Here is a 19,309-nt window from a genome sequence, read left to right as displayed (position 1 = left end):
TCGCCGCGCTCGCGCACGGCGCGGATGATGTCCAGCACGCGCTGGTTGACGCCCTCGTCGGACACGCTCTCCCAGCTCAGCAGATGATCCAGATGCGTGGCGAAATCCGGATCGGTGGCGTCGAGTCGGCGGATGGCGATGGGAGCGGTCATGGCGAGCCTCTTGATTGGCGATTCGATGAGCTGTCGGGATCATCGCGCACGCAGAGGAGGCGGGGCAAAAGCGGCACGGGGCGGTTCATGAAGCCACCCCGGATACGCTTTCGACACGGCCCGATCGGCGCGGCGGATCGTGGACAGGTCTCAGGCGCCGCTAGACTACCAAGCCGTCCGCGCGGGCACCTGAGAATATGGCTATGACGCGGATAGGCGGATGCGGCCGGGCCGCACGGTGGTCAGTGATGGTGTCGTTCGACGGCCGCGCGCAGGGTGTCGATCAGCGCCTGGATGCGCGCATGCTGCATCTTCATCGACGCCTTGTTGACGATCAGCCGGGAGCTGATGGTGGCGATCAGCTCCTGCGCTTCGAGGCCGTTGGCCTTCAGCGTGTTGCCGGTGTCGACCACGTCGATGATCTTGTCGGCCAGGCCCACCAGCGGCGCCAGCTCCATCGAACCGTAGAGCTTGATGATGTCGACCTGGCGGCCCTGCTCGGCGTAGTAGCGCTTGGCGACGTTGACGAACTTGGTCGCCACGCGCAGCCGGCCCTTGGGCATCGGCGCGCCGATGGCGCCGGCGGTCATCAGCTTGCACTTGGCGATGCGCAGATCGAGCGGCTCGTAGAGGCCCTGCCCGCCGTACTCCATCAGCACGTCCTTGCCGGCCACGCCGAGGTCGGCGGCACCGTGCTCGACGTAGGTCGGCACGTCGGTGGCGCGAACGATCAGCAGGCGCACGTCATCCTGGGTGGTGGGGATGATCAGCTTGCGGCTCTTGTCCGGATTCTCGGTCGGCACGATGCCGGCCTCGGCCAGCAGCGGCAGCGTATCGTCGAGAATGCGTCCCTTGGACAGCGCGATGGTGAGCATGAGGTTTCCTTCAGGGTCTGTTGACGTTCCGTCGCGAGCCGCGTTGCAGTGCCAAATTGCGCCAGGTTAGGCGCGGGGCGCAGGTAATGGTTGTTCCATTGCCAAGTCCCGCAACGCCGCATGGCGCAATTTGGCGCGCAACCCTGCGGGACGGGCTCGATTTTTTGTGGACCGTCGTTACTGGTCGCTCATTTGGAATAAGCAAACTTCTCTCCTCGCGCCTAGCTCCGCGAAAAAACGAGCTCGGCGCGGCCGCGACGGAACGTCATCAGACCCTTAGCCCGGCACGCGACGGATCTTCGCGCCCAGCAACTGCAGTTTTTCCTCGATGCACTCGTAGCCACGGTCGATGTGGTAGATGCGGTCGATCAGCGTGTCGCCCTCGGCCACCAGGCCGGCGATCACCAGGCTAGCGGAGGCGCGCAGGTCGGTGGCCATGACCGGAGCGCCCTTGAGCTTCGGCACGCCGGTGACGATGGCGGTGTTGCCTTCGACGAGAATCTGCGCGCCCATGCGGTTCATCTCGTAGACGTGCATGAAGCGGTTCTCGAACACCGTCTCGATCACCGCGCCAGTGCCTTCGGCGATGGCGTTGAGGGAGATGAACTGCGCCTGCATGTCGGTGGGGAACGCCGGGTACGGTGCGGTACGGATGTTCACCGCCTTCGGCCGGTTGCCCTTCATGTCGAGGGCGATCCAGTTGTCGCCGGTATCGATCGAGGCGCCGGCTTCCTGGAGCTTGAGCAGCACGGCTTCGAGGATGGTCGGATCGGTGTCCTTGAGCTTCACCCGGCCACCGGTGGCGGCGGCGGCGGCGAGGTAGGTGCCGGTCTCGATGCGGTCGGGCATCACGCTGTAGCGTCCGCCGCCGAGACGTTTGACGCCGTCGATGACGATGGTATCGGTGCCGGCACCGCTGATCTGCGCGCCCATGGCGATCAGGAAGTTGGCCAGGTCGACCACTTCGGGCTCGCGCGCGGCGTTTTCCAGCACGCTGCGGCCGTTGGCCAGAGCGGCGGCCATCATGATGTTCTCGGTGCCGGTCACGCTGACCGTATCGAAGAAGAACTTGGCGCCACGCAGGCCACCCGCCGGGGCGCGGGCCTTGATGTAGCCGCCTTCGACGTCGATCTGCGCGCCCATCGCCTCGAGACCGCGAATGTGAAGATCGACCGGACGCGAACCGATCGCGCAACCGCCAGGCAGCGCCACCTCGGCCTCGCCGAAACGGGCGACCATCGGGCCGAGCACGAGGATCGAGGCGCGCATGGTCTTGACCAGCTCGTAGGGCGCGACCAGCGTCTTGATGCTGCTGGCATCGACTTCGACGCTGAGCTTCTCGTCGATCACCGGCTCCACGCCCATGCGCCCGAACAGCTCGATCATGGTGGTGATGTCGTGCAGGTGCGGCAGGTTGCACACGGTGACCGGGGTGTCGGCCAAGAGGGTCGCGGCGAGGATCGGCAGCGCCGAGTTCTTCGCCCCGGAGATGCGGATTTCACCCTTCAGGGGAATGCCGCCGGTAATGATCAGTTTGTCCATGGGAATCTCGTCGCCAGCAGGCTCGCGGGCCGCGTTGGATGAATCGGGCGCCGCGGCGAAGGGGTGCGCGGCTGCCTGGTGAATGGGGTGTCGAGGTGAACGGCGCGCCTCAGGCGCGCTCAGCCCAGGCGCTCTGGCTGTAGAACTTCATGGTCACCGCATGGATGCTGCCGTCGGCGATCCAGGGATTGAGATGGCTGTAGACCTGCTGCTGGCGCTTGACCGGGCCGAGCGCGGCCAACTCGTCGCTGATCAGGTTCAACTGGAAGTTGCAGCCTTCGCCTTCGACTTCCACCACGGCTCCCGGCAGTTTCTCTTCCAGGAATTGTTTCACTTGTGTGGCCTGCATGTTGAACCTCGATCGACGCACGAATACTTGACGGCAGAGCCTGGGCTCGCGGGCCGGCAATGATACAAAAAAAGCCTTGCGCCTGCGAATCCGCAGATCGGACGCGGTCAGGCTTCCAGCGGCAGGACCTCGAGCACCTCGCTCACCTGCGCGATCTGCCGCATGTCGCAGGGCAGATTGCGCACCACCAGCGACTTGCCGGCCTGCCTGGCATCGCGCATGAACGACAGCAGCAGGGAAACCCCGACGCTGCTGGATTTCTCCACGTCGGCGCAGTCGATGACCAGACGGTTGACGCTGCTCGCCGCAATCAGCTCGCGACCGGCTTCGCGCAAGGCCGGCCCCGAGCCGTAGTCGATCACACCGACCAGGGCCAGTTCACCGGGCGCATCCTCGCGAATGCTGGCAAGGCTGACGTCGCTCATTGAGCGGCCGCCGCCTTCTTGCCGGCCTCGGTTTCCTTGGCCTTCTCGACCACCTGGGCCCAGCCGTCGATGGTCTTGTCCAGGTCGTTGCCGTTCTTCTGCATCGCGTCGGCGAATTGGTCGCGGAACAGCTTGCCGATGTTGATGCCGTTAATGATCACGTTGCGCAGCATCCACTGGTCGTTGAGCTTCACCAGGGTGTAGGAAATCGGGTAGACGGTGCCCTTGCTGTCGGTCACGTTCATGCCGACCGTAGCGCGCTCGCCGTCTTCCTTGGCGGACTGGACCTTGATGTCCTGGTTGTCGTATTCGAGCAGCGCGTTGCCGTAGAACTGCATCAGGCTGCGCTTGAAGTTTTCCTCGAAGCGGCTGATCTGCTCGGGCGACGCGTTGCGCGAGTACTTCACGGTCATGATGCTGCGCGAAATACCCTGGGAGTCGACCACCGGCCCGAGGATGTCGTTGAGCGCCTTGTAGAAGGCTTCGCGGTCGGTGCTGTACTGCTGCTTGTTGGCCTGCAGGTCGGAAAGCAGCTCGTCCACGGTCTTCTGCACGACCTGCTGCGCGGAGGGCGCGGCGTTGGCGAAGAGTGGCAGAGCGGCAAGCAGGATCAGCAGGCCGCGGCGCAAGGCAGTCATCATGGTGCACATCCTCATTTGGCTTCTTTATTCACCGAATTCATCAGGAACTTGCCGATGAGGTCTTCCAGTACCAGCGACGATTGCGTATCGCGAATGGTACCGCCCTCCTTCAGCACTTCCTCCTCGCCGCCGACGCTGATGCCGATGTATTTCTCGCCCAGCAGGCCAGCCGTGAGGATCGACGCGGTCGAATCGGTCGGCAGGTTGTTCACCGACTCGTCTATCGCCATGGTCACGCGACCGGTGTAGGTATCGCGGTCCAGGTCGATAGCGGTGATCTTGCCGATGTTGACACCGGCCATGGTCACCTTCGCCCTTACGGTAAGACCCGCAATGTTGTCGAAGTGCGCATACAGCGTGTAGGTATTGGTATCCGCCGTCGGCGACAGACCGCTGACGCGCAGGGCGAGCAGCAGCAGTGCCAGCAGCCCGGCCAGAAGAAACAGGCCGACACCAATTTCGAGGGTGCGGATTTGCATCAGAAATCTCCAAACATCAAAGCGGTCAGAATAAAGTCCAGCCCGAGCACGGCCAGAGAGGCGTAGACCACGGTTCGGGTCGTCGCGCGGCCGATTCCTTCGGAGGTCGGCTCGCAGTCGTAGCCCTGGAACACGGCGATCCAGGTCACCACGAAGGCGAAAACGACGCTCTTGATCACCCCGTTGAGCACGTCCGAGGTGAAGGTGACGCTGCCCTGCATGTTCGACCAGAAGGAGCCTTCGTAGACTCCCAGCCAGTCCACGGCAACCATCGCCCCGCCCCAGATGCCGACCACGCTGAAGATCATCGCCAGCAGCGGCATGGAAATGAAACCGGCCCACAGGCGCGGCGCGATGATGTACTTGAGCGGATCGACACCGATCATTTCCAGGCTGGAAAGCTGCTCGGTGGACTTCATGTTGCCGATCTCGGCCGTCAGGGCCGACCCGGCGCGACCGGCGAACAGCAATGCGGTGACCACCGGGCCGAGCTCGCGCAGCAGGGTCAGTGCGACCATCTGGCCGACCGCCTGGTCCGAGCCGTACTTGCTGAGGATGTTGTAGCCCTGCAGCGCCAGCACCATGCCGATGAACATGCCGGACACCACGATGATCGCCAGCGACATCACGCCGACCGAATACAGCTGGCGAACCAGAAGCTGCATGCCGCCGCCCAGCTCGCTACGCCCGAACAGGGCACGCAGCAGGAACAGCGTGGAACGCCCCAATGCGGCGAGCGTGTCGATGCCGGCCTTGCCGAGCAGACGCACCCGTTCGAGGACAGACTTCTTGCGCATCAGCGCCCCCCCAGGAGTTCGTCGCGGAAGTCCGCTGCCGGATAGTGGAACGGCACCGGACCGTCCGGAGTGCCTTTCATGAACTGGCGGATGCGCGGGTTATCCGACTCGCGCAGGGACTGCGGCGTACCGTGGCCAAGGACCTGCGAATCGCCCACCACATAGATGTAGTCGGCGATGCTGGCGGTTTCGGCGAGGTCATGGGAAACCACGATGCTGGTGATGCCGAGGGCATCGTTGAGCAGCCGGATCAGGCGCACCAGGACGCCCATGGCGATCGGGTCCTGGCCTACGAAGGGCTCGTCGTACATGAGGATCTGCGGGTCCAGCGCGATGGCCCGGGCCAGCGCGACGCGGCGCTTCATGCCACCGGAGAGTTCGTCGGGCATCAGCTCGACGGCACCGCGCAGGCCGACCGCCTGCAGCTTCATCAGGACGATGTCGCGGATCATTTCTTCGGGCAGCTTGGTGTGAACGCGCAGCGGAAACGCGACGTTCTCGAACACGTCTAGGTCGGTGAACAGCGCGCCGCTCTGGAACAGCACGCCCATCTGCTTGCGCATGTCGAACAGTTCGTGGCGCGACAGGCACGGCAGGTTGTACCCGTTGACCCACACCTCGCCGCTGGAAGGCTTCAGTTGGGCGGCGATGAGCCGAAGAAGGGTGGTCTTGCCACTGCCGGACGGCCCCATGATCCCGGTGACCTTGCCACGCGGGATGCGGATGTCGACATTGTTCATGATGCTACGCGTGCCGCGCATGAAGGTGACGCCCTTCAGCTCGACCGCATAACCGTTATCGCCGCTCATTGATACTCCTTGCCACACAGCCTATGCAGCAGACGCCGTGCGCTCTCGGGAGGGCACAGGCGTTTTGCGGCCAGCCGGTTTGGGCGCGCACTATAGCACCGCCGCGACAGCGCCCAAAGACGGCGACGCATGCGGTTGCATGTTTTGCCCGCGCGCCCCGGGCGAAGGCAGGTGAGCGTCAACGGCCTTTGCCGGTATAATCGTTCCCTTTTGATCGAACCGCCGCCGCCCATGACTCCATCGAACGACCTGATCCAATCGGCCCAACGCACGATCCGCCTGGAAATCGAAGCGATCGAGGGCCTGCTGCCCCGTCTCGACGGCGAATTCACCCGAGCCTGCGAGCTGATCCTCGCCAGCAAGGGGCGCGTGGTGGTGCTCGGCATGGGCAAGTCCGGCCACATCGGCCGCAAGATCGCCGCCACCCTGGCGAGCACCGGCACCACGTCGTTCTTCGTCCACCCTGCCGAAGCCAGCCATGGCGACATGGGCATGATCACCGGCGATGACGTGGTGCTGGCGCTGTCGAACTCCGGCACCGCCGCCGAAATCGTCACCTTGCTGCCGCTGATCAAGCGCCTCGGGATCAAGCTGATCGGCATGACCGGCAATCCGCAATCGCTGCTCGCGCTCGCCTCCGACGTGCACCTGGACGCCGGCGTCGACAAGGAAGCCTGCCCGCTGAGCCTGGCACCCACCTCCTCCACCACGGCCGCGCTGGTCCTCGGCGATGCGCTGGCGATCGCCCTGATGGAAGCGCGAGGCTTCACCGCCGAACAGTTCGCCTTCTCCCATCCCGGCGGCGCGCTGGGCCGGCGCCTGCTGCTCAAGGTCGAGAACGTGATGCACAGCGGCGCTGCGCTGCCGCAGGTGGCCAAGGGCACGTCGCTGCGCCAGGCGCTACTGGAAATGAGCCAGAAAGGCCTGGGCATGACGGCGGTGACCGATCCGGAGGGTCACCTCGCCGGAATCTTCACCGACGGCGATCTGCGCCGCGCACTGGACCGTGACCTGGACATTCGCCAGGCGCTGATCGACGAGGTCATGACCGTGCATGGCAAGACCGCGCGCCCCGACATGCTCGCCGCCGAGGCGCTGAAGATCATGGAAGACAACAAGATCAGCGCGCTGGTAGTGGTCGACGAGGCCGACAAGCCGATCGGCGCGTTCAACCTGGGCGATCTGCTGCGCGCGGGGGTGATGTGATGGGCGATGCCGACCTGCTGCAACGCGCCCGGGCGATCAAGCTGGCGATCTTCGATGTCGACGGCGTGCTCACCGACGGCAAGCTGTACTTCCTCACCGATGGCAGCGAATTCAAGACGTTCAACACGCTCGACGGCCACGGCATCAAGATGCTGATCGGCTCCGGCGTGAGTACCGCGATCATCAGCGGACGCAAGACGCCGGTGGTCGAGCGCCGCGCGCAGAACCTGGGCATCCAGCACCTTTATCAGGGTCGCGAAGACAAACTGGTGGTGCTCGACGAACTGCTCGGCCAACTCAACCTGGACTACGCACAGGTCGCCTACCTGGGTGACGACCTGCCCGACCTGCCGGTGATCCGCCGGGTCGGCCTGGGCATGGCGGTGGCCAGCGCCGACGCCTTCGTTCGCCAGCATGCCCACGGCGTCACCCGTGCCCGCGGCGGCGAAGGTGCGGCGCGCGAATTCTGCGAGTTCATCATGGCCGCCCAGGGCACGCTCGACGCCGCCCAGTCAGCCTACCTCTGAGGTCCTGCGATGCTTCGTAAACTGCGCACCTTCGGCCCCCTGGCGCTGTTCGCCGCACTGCTCGTGGCGCTCGGCTACTGGAACATCCGCCCGGAGACCTTCCTCGACCGGCCAAGCGCCAAGGCCGACGACACCGAGATCGATTTCTACGCGGACAACGCCCACACCCTGCAGTACCAGCCCGACGGCAAGTTGCAGTACGAGATGACCGCGACCAAGCTGGAGCATGTCAAGGCCAGCGACATCACCCTGGTCAGCGCGCCGGACCTGATGCTCTATCGCGGCACGGACCTGCCCTGGCATGTACGCAGCGACCGCGCGGAAGTCGCGCCCGGCGGCACCCAGGCCGAACTGATCGATGCGGTGCGCGTCGAGCGAACCGACGCCAAGGGCCGCCCGACGGTCCTCACCACCAGCCGCCTGACCGTATTCCCCAAGCAGCAATATGCGCAGACCGAGCAAGCCGTTAGAATCGACGCCGCCAACGGGGTGACCACGGCAAATGGAATGAAAGCGTATCTGAATGACAACAGGATGACCCTGAAGTCCAACGTAAGAGGCCAGTATGAGGCTCGTTAAAAGTTTCTCCCTCCGTGCTCTTCCCCTGTTGATCAGCCTGGGCGGCGCGCTAGGAAGCGCAGGCGCATGGGCCCTCCCCTCCGACCGCGACCAGCCGATCCGCGTCCAGGCGGACAGCGCCGAACTCGACGACAAGCAGGGCGTCGCGGTCTACCGCGGTGGCGTGGTGATCACCCAGGGCACCCTGAAGATCACCGGCGATACGGTGACCATCACCCAGGACAAGAACGGCGACATCAAGGTCTTCACCTCGGTCGGCCGTCCCGCCTACTACGAACAGAAGCCGGCGGCCGACAAGCCGCTGGTCAAGGCCTATGGCCTGACCATCCAGTATTTCGCCGACAACGAACGTATCGTCCTGATCGACCAGGCCAAGGTCGTGCAGCAGGGCAACACCTTCCAGGGCGAGAAGATCGTCTATGACACCCGGCGGCAGATCGTGAATGCCGGCCGCGCGACCGGCAACAACGTCACCGCGCCGCGCCCGCGGGTGGACATGGTGATCCAGCCGAAGAAAAAAGAGCAGCAGGGGCAACCCCAGTAATGGCCACACTGAAAGCCCAGCACCTGGCGAAGAGCTACAAGGGGCGCCAGGTCGTCCGTGACGTCAGCCTGTCGATCGAAAGTGGCCAGGTGGTCGGCCTGCTCGGCCCCAACGGCGCCGGCAAGACCACCTGCTTCTACATGATCGTCGGCCTGGTGCAGGCCGATCAGGGCCGCGTGCTGATCGATGATCAGGACGTCAGCCACCAGCCCATGCACGGCCGCGCCCGCGCCGGCATCGGCTACCTGCCGCAGGAAGCCTCGATCTTTCGCAAGCTCAGCGTCGCCGACAACATCATGGCGATCCTCGAGACCCGCAAGGACCTCGACGGCGCCGGCCGGCGCAAGGCGCTGGAAGACCTGCTGCAGGAGTTCCACATCAGCCACATCCGCGACAACCGCGGCATGAGCCTGTCCGGTGGCGAGCGTCGCCGCGTCGAGATCGCCCGCGCCCTGGCGACCTCGCCGAAGTTCATCCTCCTCGATGAGCCCTTCGCCGGCGTCGACCCGATCTCCGTGGGCGACATCAAGCAGATCATCCATCACCTGAAGAACAAGGGCATCGGCGTCCTGATCACCGATCACAACGTCCGCGAGACCCTCGACATCTGCGAGACCGCCTACATCGTCAACGACGGCCGGCTGATCGCCGAAGGCGACGCCGAGACGATCCTGGCCAACCAGATCGTCAAAGAGGTGTATCTGGGCCACGAGTTTCGTCTGTAGCGAAGGCTTTTCGCTGCGCAAAGGCTCCCCATCTCTGGAAAATCATTCTAAAATCGGGCATATAATTTGCTTCCGGCGGCGCTCCGGCGCTCAGCAGTGCACAGGCGTTAGACGCCGGTAATCAAGGTCTGCCATGAAACCATCGCTCGTTCTCAAGATGGGCCAGCAGCTGACGATGACTCCTCAGCTGCAACAGGCCATTCGCTTGCTCCAACTGTCCACCCTGGACCTGCAACAGGAAATCCAGGAGGCGCTGGAATCCAACCCGATGCTCGAGCGTCAGGAGGAAGGCGAGGACTTCGACAACACCGACCCGCTTGCCGACGGCGACGCGCTGCCCAATCCCGGCACCCAGGAAGTGGCGTTCCAGGAATCCACCGTACCCACCGTGGAGAACCTCGAAGAGGGCGACTGGCACGACAGCGAACGCATCCCCAGCGAACTCCCCGTCGACACCGCCTGGGAAGACGTCTACCAGACCAGCGCCAGCAGCCTGCCGAGCAATGACGACGACGAGTGGGATTTCACCTCGCGCACGTCCAGCGGCGAGAGCCTGCAGAGCCACCTGCTCTGGCAACTCAATCTGGCGCCGATGTCCGACACCGACCGGCTGATCGCCGTGACGCTGATCGACTGCATCAACGACCAGGGTTACCTGGAAGAATCCCTGGCGGACATCACCGAGGGCTTCGACCCGGAGCTCGACATCGAGCTCGACGAAGTCGAGGCCGTTCTGCACCGAATCCAGCAGTTCGAGCCGGCCGGCATCGCCGCCCGCGACCTCAGCGAATGCCTGCTCCTGCAACTGCGCCAGCTACCGCCGAAGACCCCGTGGCTGAGCGAGGCGCAACGCCTGGTCGGCGACTACCTGGAGCTGCTCGGCAGCCGCGACTACAGCCAGCTGATGCGGCGCATGAAGCTCAAGGAAGACGAGCTTCGGCAGATCATCGAACTGATCCAGAGCCTCAACCCGCGGCCCGGCTCGCAGATCGAAGCCAGCGAACCCGAATACGTGGTCCCCGACGTCATCGTGCGCAAGCACAACGAGCGCTGGCTGGTCGAGCTGAACCAGGAAGCGGTGCCGCGCCTGCGGGTAAACCCCCACTACGCCGGCTTCGTCCGCCGCGCCGACTCCAGTGCCGACAACACCTTCATGCGCAATCAGCTGCAGGAAGCGCGCTGGTTCATCAAGAGCCTGCAGAGCCGCAATGAAACGCTGATGAAGGTCGCGACCCAGATCGTCGAACACCAGCGCGGCTTCCTCGAGTACGGCGAGGAAGCGATGAAACCTCTGGTTCTGCACGACATCGCCGAAGCCGTGGGCATGCACGAATCGACGATTTCCCGCGTCACCACGCAGAAGTTCATGCATACCCCGCGTGGCATCTACGAGCTGAAATACTTTTTCTCCAGCCACGTCAGCACCTCGGAAGGGGGCGAATGCTCGTCCACCGCGATCCGCGCGATCATCAAGAAACTGGTCGCCGCGGAAAACGCGAAAAAGCCGTTGAGCGACAGCAAGATCGCTGGTTTACTGGAAGCACAGGGCATTCAGGTGGCACGTCGCACAGTCGCCAAGTACCGCGAATCGCTGGGCATAGCGCCTTCGAGCGAACGCAAGCGACTGATGTAGTCAGCCCCGAAACGAAGGCATGCGCCTTCCCCTGCTCCGGATAGCCGGAGAGCGGCAAAAGAGCCTCAAACGCCAGATTTTCGGTGGCAGGCCCGTCAGCCTGTCTCTTCTAAGCGGCAACAAGGAGAAGCGGTATGCAAGTCAACATCAGTGGCCATCAACTGGATGTGACCGACGCCCTACGCGACTATATCGAGGAGAAATTCAGTCGCCTCGAGCGACACTTCGACAAGATCACCAACGTCCAGGTGATCATGGAAGTCGAAAAGCTGAAACAGAAAATCGAAGCCACCCTGCGCATCGCCGGGGGCGAAGTGGTCGCCAATGCGGAGCATGACGACATGTACGCGGCCATCGACCTGCTGGTCGACAAACTGGATCGCCAGCTGATCAAGCACAAGGAAAAGCAACTGAACCGCCAGCAAGGTGCTGCGGCTCGCTGACCCTCCCCTATGATCCGACTTGAAAATATCCTGACCCCCGGTCGCGCCCTCGTGGGCGTGCCGGGCGGCAGCAAGAAACGTGTACTCGAGCAGATCGCCCAACTGATCGCCCGCGAGTTACCGACCCTGGAAACCCAGGACATCTTCGAAAGCCTGGTTGCCCGCGAAAAGCTCGGTTCCACCGGCTTCGGCAACGGCATCGCCATTCCCCACTGCCGCCTCGCCGGCTGCGAATCGCCGATCAGCGCGGTCATGCACCTGGAAACGGCGGTCGACTTCGACGCCATCGACGGTGCGCCGGTGGACCTGCTGTTCGTCCTGCTGGTGCCGCAGGCGGCCACCGATGAACACCTCGAATTGCTCCGCCAGATAGCCAGCATGCTCGACCGTGCCGAGGTGCGCGAGCGCCTGCGTGCGGCGGATAGCAGCGAGGCCCTGTATCAGGTCGTGGTGGACGTACAGAGCGGGCACTAAGGCCAACCTATGCGTCTGATCATCGTCAGCGGCAGATCCGGATCCGGCAAGAGCACCGCGCTCGACGTGCTGGAAGACAACGGCTTCTATTGCATCGACAACCTTCCGGCCGGCCTGCTGCCCGAGCTCGCCGAGCGGGCGCTGATCCACACCGAACTCGCGCAGCCTCTGGTCGCCGTGTCCATCGATGCGCGTAACCTGCCGAGCCACCTGCAGCGTTTTCCCGAACTGCTCGCCGAAGTCCGCGGCCGGCATATCCAGTCCGATGTGCTGTTTCTCGATGCGGACCCGGAGACACTGCTCAAGCGTTTCTCCGAGACCCGTCGGCGCCATCCGCTGACCAGCGCCACCCGCTCGCTGGCCGAAGCCATCGACGATGAAAGCCAGCTGCTCGGCCCGATCGCAGACCTCGCCGACCTGAAGATCGACACCACCCACCTCAACCTCTACCAGTTGCGCGACACCATCAAGTTGCGCCTGCTGAACAAGCCCGAACCCGGCACAGCCTTTCTCATCGAATCCTTCGGCTTCAAGCGCGGGATGCCGGTGGATGCCGACCTGGTGTTCGACGTGCGCTGCCTGCCCAACCCTTACTGGAAACCGGAGCTGCGCGAACATTCGGGCCTTGAGCAACCGGTGATCGACTACCTTTCAGCGCAACCGGATGTGCAGGAGATGTATCAGGACATCAGTACCTATCTGCAGAAATGGCTGCCGCGCTTCGCCGCCAGCAACCGCGCCTATGTCACGGTCGCCATCGGTTGCACCGGTGGCCACCATCGCTCGGTCTACCTTGCGGAACGCCTCGGCGCCGCCCTCAAAGAACAATTGAAGAACGTCCAGGTTCGCCACCGCGACCTTCATTAAGGAACCCGCGATGCCTGCGTGTGAAATCACCATCATCAACAAACTCGGCCTGCATGCACGCGCCGCCGCCAAGTTCGTCGGCGTTGCCGGCCGCTTTCCCTGCGCCGTTCGCGTGGGGCGTGGGCCGGAAAGCCTGGTCGATGGCAAGAGCATCATGGCGGTCATGATGCTGGCCGCCGGGATGGGCACTGCAATCCACCTGCATACCGAGGGCGAGCAGTGCGACGAGGCGCTGGACGCGCTGGTCGAACTGATCAACAACCGCTTCGACGAAGGCGAGTGAGGCGCCGGCTCAGGCCAGCGCGGTATCCAGCCCCCTCATCAGGCAGAACCCCAGCACTAGGCCGCTGCTCGCCTCGGCTTCGAAGTCAGCATCGCCCCCGCCGCCATCGCCAACCCCCAGGGCAATAGCAGCGTCGAAACGGCCACCAGCCAGGCACAGATCACCGCGAACAGCGGCTCGACCGACCGGCAAGCCGCACCGATCAGCAGCGCCCGCCATCTTCCCATCCCAACCCACCAGCACCAGCACCAGCACCAGCACCAGCGGGATGATCAGCCTTCCGGCAGATCCTGCAGCGCGATGCCCAACGCCACGCTGTCCGCTCCGGCCAGTCTCGCGCCGGCCAAAACGCCCACCGCCAGGCCCTCGGGGATGTTGTGCGGGGACTACGGCGATGACGAACAGCAGCACCTGCGGCGACAGCGGCCGACGACCCAGCCCGAACAACGCGTGGGTACCGATGATCACTTGCAGGGGCTTTCGAGGAAGAACGGAAACGGTCGCCTGCCCGGAAAGAGCTGGCGACCGCAAAGAAGGGAGTGGTGCTACACGTGGCTGTCGCGCTGACAGCCGGGGGAGCGAGGAGCGCGACGGAGGCTCAGGCGAGCCCCATCTCCTTGGCTTCCTGCTCGCGCTTGAGTTGCTCGTCGAGCCAGGCAAAGAGGTTTTCCGGCTGCTGCAGCTGCTTGATGTCCTCGCTCAGGTAGGCGTTGTCTTCCTCGAGGAAGGCGCTCTGCTGGCGCGACAGCCGCCGCACGATCTTCGGATTCACCGCCTGCTGCGGATCCAGGTCGAAGCAGTCGCGGAACAGCTGCTCCTCGTTCGCCACCTCGTCGCGCACCTCCTCCAACTGATCGGTGAGCACGCGGTTGAAGTGCTTGAGCTTGTCGTCTGCAAGGTCGGCGAGGTTGCTCGGCCGGATCTGCTCGATCTCCAGCTGCAACTGCAGCAGGGTCAGCAGGTTGCTGCGCTCGTAGGCCTGGTTGACCTGTTGCATCAGCACCGTCTTGCGCTCGCGTTCGGCGCTGTCGGCTTCGCGGTCCGGATGCAGGCTGCTGGCGAGCTGCCGGTAGACCTCGCGTACGCTGCGACTGGCCTGACGCCGCGCTTCTTCATCATGCCGCCCACGCAGCAGCCGCGGGCGCTCCGCGGCGGGGGGCGGCTCAGCGCTCGACAGACCACGCGACTCGCCCCCTTCCCCGGCCTCCACGGCATCGGCGGAATCCTCCGTTTCGCCCGCCAATGCGTCCTGCAGGGCCTGCGCCTGCTGCACCAGCGTGTCGAAATCCAGGGCGCTGTGGCGCTCGACCAAGCCGCGCAGTGAGTCGTCCTTCTCGCCGCTCTCGATCAGCGGCAGCACCGAATCGAGAATGATCTCGTCGACCAGCTGACGGTGCGCGGCGCTCAGCTCGACGCCGGTGGAAGCCCGATCGAGTGCCTCGGCGAGCTGTCGGTTGAGCGCCCAGTGCGCGTCCAGCAGCGGCAGGTAGGTCTCGCCGAAGAAGCGCTCGTAGTCGTCGATCACGCCCTGCCAGGCCTCCAGACGCTCGCGCTCGCCTTCGAGGGTTTCCACCAGGCCGTTGAACTTGCGCTGAGTCCCGGATATCGCCTGCCCCGGCGCCGGCTTGGCGCGCAGCAGTGTTTTCTTCTTCGCCATGTCAGCTACCCGCCACCGTCATCTTCTCGATCAGCACCGAGCCGGTGCGGATGTTGCTGCGCAGTTCGAGGTCACTGCCGACGGCGACGATCTGGCGGAACATGTCGCGCAGGTTGCCGGCGATGGTGACTTCCTGCACCGGGAACTGGATCTCGCCGTTCTCCACCCAGTAACCGCCGGCGCCGCGCGAATAGTCGCCGGTCACCAGGTTCAGCCCCTGCCCCATCAGCTCGGTGACCAGCAGCCCGCGGCCCATGCGCTTGAGCAGGGCCTTCTGGTCTTCCTCGCCGTGGCTGACGAAGAGGTTGTGCACGCCTCCGGCGTTCGCCGTGCTCGGCATGCCCAGCTTGCGCCCGGAATAGGTGCCAAGCACGTAGGAGACCAGCTCGCCATTGGCCACGAAAGGCTTGGCGTAGGTCGCCAGGCCGTCGCCGTCGAAAGAGGCGCTGGCCATGGCGCGGGGAATGTGCGGACGCTCGTCGAGCGTCAGCCACTCGGGGAACAGCCGCTCGCCCAGCGCGCCTTCGAGAAACGAGGATTTGCGGTAGAGGTTGCCGCCGGACACCGCGGCGAGGAAATGACTGAACAGCCCGGTCGCCAGCTCGGCGGCGAACAGCACCGGCACTTCGCAGGTCGGCACCGGACGCGCACCAAGGCGGCTCACCGCGCGCTCGGCAGCGCGGCGGCCGATGTAGGCCGGCGCGCCGAGCAGTTCGCCCTGGCGGTTGACGTCGTACCAGTAGTCGCGCTGCATCTGCCCGTCGGCCTCGGCGATCATCACGCAGCTGAGGCTGTGGCGGGTGCTGGCGTAACCGCCGACGAAACCGTGGCTGTTGCCGTAGACCCGGCAGCCCTGGTGGGTGCTGACGCTGGTTCCATCGGCGTTGCGAATCCGCGTATCGGTATCGAAGGCGTGCGCCTCGCAGTCCAGCGCCAGTTCGATGGCGCGCTCCGGGGTGATCGCCCAGGGATGGTAGAGGTCCAGCTCGGGCAGCTCGCGGGCCATCAGCGCGGCGTCGGCGAGGCCGGCGGCCTCGTCCTCGGAGGCATGCCGGGCGATCGCCAGGGCCGCCGCCACGGTTTCCTGGATCGCCGCGTCGCCACTCGCCGAGGTGCTCGCCGAGCCCTTGCGCTGTCCCAGGTAGAGGGTGATGCCGAAGCCTTCGTCGCGGTTGAATTCGACGGTTTCGACCTCGCGCTGGCGCACCGAGGTGGACAGCCCCTGCTCCACCGACACCGACACCTCGCTGGCGGTAGCGCCCTGGCGCCGGGCTTCGGCGATGATGCGTTCGACCTTCGCCTGCAATTCCGGCAGGGCCTGCGGCCCGACGATGTCTGTAGAACTCATGGCGACTCCTCAATCTGTTCGTTGGCAGCGCCGCAAGAACGGGCTGCAAGCGCCCGCCGTGGGGCTGCTGTTATCATGGCGGCGTTTTCCACTGGATCGCCCCCATGTCTGAATCTATCGACGATGCCTTCTCCGAGGAGAAGAGCAAATCCCAGGTCAAGCGCGAGCTGCATGCGTTGCAGGAGCTCGGCCAGCGCCTGACCCAGTTCAAGCCCGACGTGCTCGAACGCATGCCGCTGTCCGATGCCCTGCGCCGGGCGCTGGCCGAAGCGCCGAAGCACACCGCCAACGTCGCCCGCAAACGCCACGTCCAGTTCATCGGCAAGCTGATGCGCGATCAGGACGTCGAGGCGATTCTCGCCCTGGTCGACCAGCTCGACTCGTCCACCCGCCAGTACAACGAGCGTTTTCACGCCCTGGAACGCTGGCGCGACCGGCTGATCGGCGGCGACGACACCACGCTGGAAAACTTCGTTGCCGAATACCCGGAAACCGACCGCCAGCACCTGCGCAGCCTGGTCCGTCATGCCCAGCACGAGGCGGCCCACAACAAACCGCCGGCCGCCGCGCGCAAGGTCTTCAAGTACATCCGCGAGCTCGACGAAACCCTGCGCGGGCTTCGTTGATCCGCCGCTCCGGCGCCGTCAGGCGCCGGTTCCACCCACGGTGATCCCGTCGATCTTCAGCGTCGGCTGACCGACGCCCACCGGCACCGACTGGCCGTCCTTGCCGCAGGTGCCGACGCCGCTGTCCAGCGCCAGGTCGTTGCCGACCATCGACACCTTGTTCATCACTTCCGGACCGTTGCCGATCAGCGTCGCGCCTTTCACCGGGGCGCCGAGCTTGCCGTCCTCGATCAGGTAGGCCTCGCTGGTGGAGAAAACGAACTTGCCACTGGTGATGTCCACCTGACCGCCGCCGAGGCTGGCGCAGTAGATGCCCTTCTTCACCGAGCGGATGATTTCTTCCGGGTCGCTTTCACCGGCCAGCATGTAGGTGTTGGTCATGCGCGGCATCGGCAGGTGCGCGTAGGATTCGCGACGGCCGTTGCCGGTCGGCGCCACGCCCATCAGGCGCGCGTTCAGCTTGTCCTGCATGTAGCCCTTGAGTACGCCGTTCTCGATCAGCGTGGTGCAATGGGTCGGCGTGCCTTCGTCGTCGATGCTCAGCGAGCCGCGGCGGTCGGCCAGGGTGCCGTCGTCGACGATGGTGCACAGGCTCGACGCCACGCGCTCGCCCATGCGCCCGCTGTAGGCCGAGCTGCCCTTGCGGTTGAAGTCGCCTTCCAGGCCGTGCCCGACCGCCTCGTGCAGGAGCACGCCGGACCAGCCGGACCCGAGCACCACCGGCAGCGTGCCGGCCGGCGCGGGAATCGCCTCGAGGTTCACCAGCGCCTGGCGCAGCGCCTCGCGCGCGTAGCCGGTGGCGCGGTCTTCGAGGCCCACGCTGTCGAGGAAGAAACGGTAGTCGGTACGCCCGCCGCCGCCGTGGCTGCCGCGCTCGCGACGGCCGTTCTGCTCGACGATCACGCTAACGTTGAAGCGCACCAGCGGGCGGATGTCCGCGCCCAGGCTGCCGTCCAGCGCGGCGACGAGGATGCGTTCCCAGACGCCGGCGAGGCTGACGGTGACCTGCTTGATGCGCGGATCGAGCGCGCGGGTGGCGACGTCGATGCGCTTGAGCAGCTCGACCTTCTGCGCGCGGTCGAGCACGTCCAGCGGGTTGTCCAGCGCATACAGGCGCGGCACGTCCGGGCTGGCGAAGGCCTGCACGCGGCCTTCCTGGCCGGCGCGGGCGATCGAGCGCGCGGCACGGGCAGCGGCACCCAGCGCGGCACCGGTGATCGCGTTGCTGTAGGCGAAGCCGGTCTTCTCGCCGGACAGCGCTCGCACGCCGACGCCCTGATCGAGGTTGAAGCTGCCGTCCTTGACGATGCCGTCCTCGAGGACCCAGGACTCGGAAACCTGGTCGTGGAAATACAGGTCGGCGGCGTCGATACCCGGCCCGGCGAGTTCACCGAGCAACGCCGGCAGGGCGTCCAGGCTCAGGCCGCCGGGGCTCAACAGGTGTTCGCTTACGCGGTGCAGCATGGTCGTCATAGTCACTCCAGGGTGATCGGCCGCGGGGCGGTCGACACGGAAAAACGCCGGTGGCCAGTGACCGGCATGCGCTGGCGGATGCTCGCCTGTTCCTCGGCGTCGCGCTGACCGAACAGCACGCCCTCGCCGGCCGCCTGCTCGGCGACGATGCGCCCCCAGGGGTCGACCAGCAGCGAATGGCCGTAGGTCTCGCGCGGGCCGGGGTGCATGCCGCCCTGCGCCGCCGCCAGCAGGTAGCACTGGGTTTCGATGGCGCGGGCACGCACCAGCACGTCCCAATGCGCGGCGCCGGTCACCGCGGTGAACGCCGAGGGCGCGCTGATCAGCTCGGCGCCGGCCTCGCGCAATCGCGTGTACAGCTCCGCAAAGCGCAAATCGTAACAGACGCTCAGCCCTAGCCTGCCGACCGGCGTATCCGCCACCACCAGTTGTCCGCCGTGCCGGTAATCATCGGACTCCCGGTAACGACCGCGGCTGTCGCTCACGTCGACATCGAACAGGTGCAGTTTGTCGTAACGCGCCGCGCGCTCGCCGTCCTCGTCGATCAGCAGCGAGCAGGCGTTGGGCTTGCCGTGCGGCTCGTCATCGGCCGGCAGCGGCACGGTGCCCGCCACTATCCATAACCTGAGGTCACGGGCAGTGCGTTTCAACCACGGCAGGATCGGTCCGCGCCCGGCGGCTTCCTCGTGGCCGATGCGCAAGGCGTCGCGACGGCCCATCGCGGCGAAGTTCTCCGGCAGCACGGCGAGCCGCGCGCCGCCGTCCGCGGCCTGTCGCAACAACCGCTGGGCGGCCGCGAGATTGGCCAGGACATCGTCCTGGCTGACCATCTGGATCAGCGCAATGTTCATGGGC

The 19,309-nt window shown here is 65.2% G+C and carries 23 protein-coding genes and 1 pseudogene; 11 read left to right on the top strand and 13 right to left on the bottom strand.

Annotated elements, in window-relative coordinates; all coding sequences use genetic code 11:
* Positions 1-394: 394 nt before the first annotated feature.
* The 8 genes from hisG to B3E91_RS08630 all read right to left on the bottom strand — a co-directional run bounded on the left by hisG (position 395) and on the right by B3E91_RS08630 (position 6,069).
* Entirely contained in the window at positions 395-1,027 is a 633-nt protein-coding gene (hisG, locus tag B3E91_RS08665; RefSeq protein WP_090226474.1) for an ATP phosphoribosyltransferase, read from the bottom strand.
* A gap of 276 nt (positions 1,028-1,303) precedes the next feature.
* A complete protein-coding gene (murA, locus tag B3E91_RS08660; protein ID WP_090226472.1) occupies positions 1,304-2,569 on the bottom strand; it encodes a UDP-N-acetylglucosamine 1-carboxyvinyltransferase in 1,266 nt (421 codons plus the stop codon).
* A 109-nt stretch (positions 2,570-2,678) separates the two neighbouring features.
* Complete coding sequence (locus B3E91_RS08655; protein ID WP_090226469.1) at positions 2,679-2,918, bottom strand: BolA family protein; 240 nt, start codon at positions 2,916-2,918, stop codon at positions 2,679-2,681.
* A gap of 107 nt (positions 2,919-3,025) precedes the next feature.
* Positions 3,026-3,343 carry an STAS domain-containing protein gene (locus B3E91_RS08650; RefSeq protein ID WP_273232551.1) on the bottom strand — a complete coding sequence of 106 codons (318 nt, stop codon included), beginning with the start codon at positions 3,341-3,343 and terminating at the stop codon, positions 3,026-3,028.
* Positions 3,340-3,984, bottom strand: a complete 645-nt coding sequence (locus B3E91_RS08645; protein ID WP_273232549.1) for an MlaC/ttg2D family ABC transporter substrate-binding protein — start codon at positions 3,982-3,984, stop codon at positions 3,340-3,342. Before B3E91_RS08645 ends, B3E91_RS08650 begins: the two co-directional genes overlap by 4 nt.
* Positions 3,985-3,995: 11 nt before the next feature.
* Complete coding sequence (gene mlaD, locus B3E91_RS08640) at positions 3,996-4,463, bottom strand: outer membrane lipid asymmetry maintenance protein MlaD (RefSeq protein WP_090226465.1); 468 nt, start codon at positions 4,461-4,463, stop codon at positions 3,996-3,998.
* Positions 4,463-5,260 carry a lipid asymmetry maintenance ABC transporter permease subunit MlaE gene (mlaE, locus tag B3E91_RS08635; RefSeq protein WP_090226462.1) on the bottom strand — a complete coding sequence of 266 codons (798 nt, stop codon included), beginning with the start codon at positions 5,258-5,260 and terminating at the stop codon, positions 4,463-4,465. Before mlaE ends, mlaD begins: the two co-directional genes overlap by 1 nt.
* On the bottom strand, positions 5,260-6,069 hold the full coding sequence (locus B3E91_RS08630; protein WP_090226460.1) for an ATP-binding cassette domain-containing protein: 810 nt from the start codon (positions 6,067-6,069) through the stop codon (positions 5,260-5,262). The genes mlaE and B3E91_RS08630 overlap by 1 nt, the downstream gene beginning before the upstream one ends.
* A 231-nt stretch (positions 6,070-6,300) precedes the next feature.
* Between B3E91_RS08630 and B3E91_RS08625 the strand changes: the two genes are divergently transcribed.
* The 10 genes from B3E91_RS08625 to B3E91_RS08580 all read left to right on the top strand — a co-directional run bounded on the left by B3E91_RS08625 (position 6,301) and on the right by B3E91_RS08580 (position 13,350).
* Complete coding sequence (locus B3E91_RS08625) at positions 6,301-7,275, top strand: KpsF/GutQ family sugar-phosphate isomerase (protein ID WP_090226457.1); 975 nt, start codon at positions 6,301-6,303, stop codon at positions 7,273-7,275.
* On the top strand, positions 7,275-7,802 hold the full coding sequence (locus tag B3E91_RS08620; RefSeq protein WP_287029072.1) for a KdsC family phosphatase: 528 nt from the start codon (positions 7,275-7,277) through the stop codon (positions 7,800-7,802). Before B3E91_RS08625 ends, B3E91_RS08620 begins: the two co-directional genes overlap by 1 nt.
* 9 nt (positions 7,803-7,811) lie before the next feature.
* Positions 7,812-8,381: an LPS export ABC transporter periplasmic protein LptC gene (gene lptC / locus B3E91_RS08615; RefSeq protein WP_273232538.1), complete on the top strand. Its 570-nt coding sequence runs from the start codon at positions 7,812-7,814 to the stop codon at positions 8,379-8,381.
* Positions 8,368-8,925: a lipopolysaccharide transport periplasmic protein LptA gene (gene lptA, locus B3E91_RS08610; protein WP_273232536.1), complete on the top strand. Its 558-nt coding sequence runs from the start codon at positions 8,368-8,370 to the stop codon at positions 8,923-8,925. The genes lptC and lptA overlap by 14 nt, the downstream gene beginning before the upstream one ends.
* The gene (lptB, locus tag B3E91_RS08605; RefSeq protein ID WP_090226447.1) at positions 8,925-9,650 is read left to right on the top strand and encodes an LPS export ABC transporter ATP-binding protein; all 726 of its coding nucleotides are present in this window, start codon (positions 8,925-8,927) and stop codon (positions 9,648-9,650) included. Before lptA ends, lptB begins: the two co-directional genes overlap by 1 nt.
* Before the next feature lie 133 nt (positions 9,651-9,783).
* The gene (locus B3E91_RS08600; RefSeq protein WP_273232531.1) at positions 9,784-11,283 is read left to right on the top strand and encodes an RNA polymerase factor sigma-54; all 1,500 of its coding nucleotides are present in this window, start codon (positions 9,784-9,786) and stop codon (positions 11,281-11,283) included.
* A 134-nt stretch (positions 11,284-11,417) separates the two neighbouring features.
* The gene (gene hpf, locus B3E91_RS08595; protein WP_090226441.1) at positions 11,418-11,726 is read left to right on the top strand and encodes a ribosome hibernation-promoting factor, HPF/YfiA family; all 309 of its coding nucleotides are present in this window, start codon (positions 11,418-11,420) and stop codon (positions 11,724-11,726) included.
* A 9-nt stretch (positions 11,727-11,735) separates the two neighbouring features.
* Entirely contained in the window at positions 11,736-12,200 is a 465-nt protein-coding gene (ptsN, locus tag B3E91_RS08590) for a PTS IIA-like nitrogen regulatory protein PtsN (protein ID WP_090226437.1), read from the top strand.
* A gap of 9 nt (positions 12,201-12,209) precedes the next feature.
* Positions 12,210-13,067: an RNase adapter RapZ gene (gene rapZ, locus B3E91_RS08585; protein WP_273232528.1), complete on the top strand. Its 858-nt coding sequence runs from the start codon at positions 12,210-12,212 to the stop codon at positions 13,065-13,067.
* Positions 13,068-13,077: 10 nt separating this feature from the next.
* Positions 13,078-13,350: an HPr family phosphocarrier protein gene (locus B3E91_RS08580; protein WP_273232525.1), complete on the top strand. Its 273-nt coding sequence runs from the start codon at positions 13,078-13,080 to the stop codon at positions 13,348-13,350.
* Positions 13,351-13,359: 9 nt separating this feature from the next.
* On the opposite strand, the pseudogene B3E91_RS08575 reads toward B3E91_RS08580, so the two are convergent.
* The 3 genes and pseudogenes from B3E91_RS08575 to pmbA form a co-directional block, all read right to left on the bottom strand.
* Positions 13,360-13,797, bottom strand: a pseudogene (locus B3E91_RS08575) (ZIP family metal transporter); the annotation flags it as partial.
* Between the two features lie 151 nt (positions 13,798-13,948).
* Positions 13,949-15,007 (bottom strand): J domain-containing protein, encoded by a 1,059-nt coding sequence (locus B3E91_RS08570; protein WP_287029069.1) that lies wholly within the window; start codon positions 15,005-15,007, stop codon positions 13,949-13,951.
* Position 15,008: 1 nt separating this feature from the next.
* Positions 15,009-16,355, bottom strand: coding sequence for a metalloprotease PmbA (gene pmbA, locus B3E91_RS08565; RefSeq protein ID WP_090226427.1), 1,347 nt, complete (start codon positions 16,353-16,355; stop codon positions 15,009-15,011).
* A gap of 104 nt (positions 16,356-16,459) precedes the next feature.
* Here pmbA and yjgA point away from each other — a divergent pair, with 104 nt between their 5' ends.
* Positions 16,460-16,981 (top strand): ribosome biogenesis factor YjgA, encoded by a 522-nt coding sequence (gene yjgA / locus B3E91_RS08560; RefSeq protein WP_090226424.1) that lies wholly within the window; start codon positions 16,460-16,462, stop codon positions 16,979-16,981.
* 18 nt (positions 16,982-16,999) lie between these two features.
* Here the strand turns inward: yjgA and tldD are convergent, their stop codons facing one another.
* Together tldD and B3E91_RS08550 are read right to left on the bottom strand one after the other, a co-directional pair.
* A complete protein-coding gene (gene tldD / locus B3E91_RS08555; protein WP_287029068.1) occupies positions 17,000-18,454 on the bottom strand; it encodes a metalloprotease TldD in 1,455 nt (484 codons plus the stop codon).
* Positions 18,455-18,456: 2 nt separating this feature from the next.
* Positions 18,457-19,305: a carbon-nitrogen hydrolase family protein gene (locus tag B3E91_RS08550; RefSeq protein ID WP_287029067.1), complete on the bottom strand. Its 849-nt coding sequence runs from the start codon at positions 19,303-19,305 to the stop codon at positions 18,457-18,459.
* Between the last annotated feature and the right edge of the window lie 4 nt (positions 19,306-19,309).

Source organism: Pseudomonas sp. UBA6310 (genome assembly GCF_002438225.1).
Classification (GTDB): domain Bacteria; phylum Pseudomonadota; class Gammaproteobacteria; order Pseudomonadales; family Pseudomonadaceae; genus Pseudomonas_O; species Pseudomonas_O kuykendallii.
The sequence above is the reverse complement of the archived record's forward strand: the minus strand, read 5'-3'. Positions and strand labels throughout refer to the sequence as shown.

Coding starts and splice junctions, on each gene's coding strand:
- hisG (WP_090226474.1), bottom strand. CDS start 1,027: ATGCTCACCATCGCGCTGTCCAAGGGACGCATTCTCGACGATACGCTG.
- murA (WP_090226472.1), bottom strand. CDS start 2,569: ATGGACAAACTGATCATTACCGGCGGCATTCCCCTGAAGGGTGAAATC.
- B3E91_RS08655 (WP_090226469.1), bottom strand. CDS start 2,918: ATGCAGGCCACACAAGTGAAACAATTCCTGGAAGAGAAACTGCCGGGA.
- B3E91_RS08650 (WP_273232551.1), bottom strand. CDS start 3,343: ATGAGCGACGTCAGCCTTGCCAGCATTCGCGAGGATGCGCCCGGTGAA.
- B3E91_RS08645 (WP_273232549.1), bottom strand. CDS start 3,984: ATGATGACTGCCTTGCGCCGCGGCCTGCTGATCCTGCTTGCCGCTCTG.
- mlaD (WP_090226465.1), bottom strand. CDS start 4,463: ATGCAAATCCGCACCCTCGAAATTGGTGTCGGCCTGTTTCTTCTGGCC.
- mlaE (WP_090226462.1), bottom strand. CDS start 5,260: ATGCGCAAGAAGTCTGTCCTCGAACGGGTGCGTCTGCTCGGCAAGGCC.
- B3E91_RS08630 (WP_090226460.1), bottom strand. CDS start 6,069: ATGAGCGGCGATAACGGTTATGCGGTCGAGCTGAAGGGCGTCACCTTC.
- B3E91_RS08625 (WP_090226457.1), top strand. CDS start 6,301: ATGACTCCATCGAACGACCTGATCCAATCGGCCCAACGCACGATCCGC.
- B3E91_RS08620 (WP_287029072.1), top strand. CDS start 7,275: ATGGGCGATGCCGACCTGCTGCAACGCGCCCGGGCGATCAAGCTGGCG.
- lptC (WP_273232538.1), top strand. CDS start 7,812: ATGCTTCGTAAACTGCGCACCTTCGGCCCCCTGGCGCTGTTCGCCGCA.
- lptA (WP_273232536.1), top strand. CDS start 8,368: ATGAGGCTCGTTAAAAGTTTCTCCCTCCGTGCTCTTCCCCTGTTGATC.
- lptB (WP_090226447.1), top strand. CDS start 8,925: ATGGCCACACTGAAAGCCCAGCACCTGGCGAAGAGCTACAAGGGGCGC.
- B3E91_RS08600 (WP_273232531.1), top strand. CDS start 9,784: ATGAAACCATCGCTCGTTCTCAAGATGGGCCAGCAGCTGACGATGACT.
- hpf (WP_090226441.1), top strand. CDS start 11,418: ATGCAAGTCAACATCAGTGGCCATCAACTGGATGTGACCGACGCCCTA.
- ptsN (WP_090226437.1), top strand. CDS start 11,736: ATGATCCGACTTGAAAATATCCTGACCCCCGGTCGCGCCCTCGTGGGC.
- rapZ (WP_273232528.1), top strand. CDS start 12,210: ATGCGTCTGATCATCGTCAGCGGCAGATCCGGATCCGGCAAGAGCACC.
- B3E91_RS08580 (WP_273232525.1), top strand. CDS start 13,078: ATGCCTGCGTGTGAAATCACCATCATCAACAAACTCGGCCTGCATGCA.
- B3E91_RS08570 (WP_287029069.1), bottom strand. CDS start 15,007: ATGGCGAAGAAGAAAACACTGCTGCGCGCCAAGCCGGCGCCGGGGCAG.
- pmbA (WP_090226427.1), bottom strand. CDS start 16,355: ATGAGTTCTACAGACATCGTCGGGCCGCAGGCCCTGCCGGAATTGCAG.
- yjgA (WP_090226424.1), top strand. CDS start 16,460: ATGTCTGAATCTATCGACGATGCCTTCTCCGAGGAGAAGAGCAAATCC.
- tldD (WP_287029068.1), bottom strand. CDS start 18,454: ATGACGACCATGCTGCACCGCGTAAGCGAACACCTGTTGAGCCCCGGC.
- B3E91_RS08550 (WP_287029067.1), bottom strand. CDS start 19,305: ATGAACATTGCGCTGATCCAGATGGTCAGCCAGGACGATGTCCTGGCC.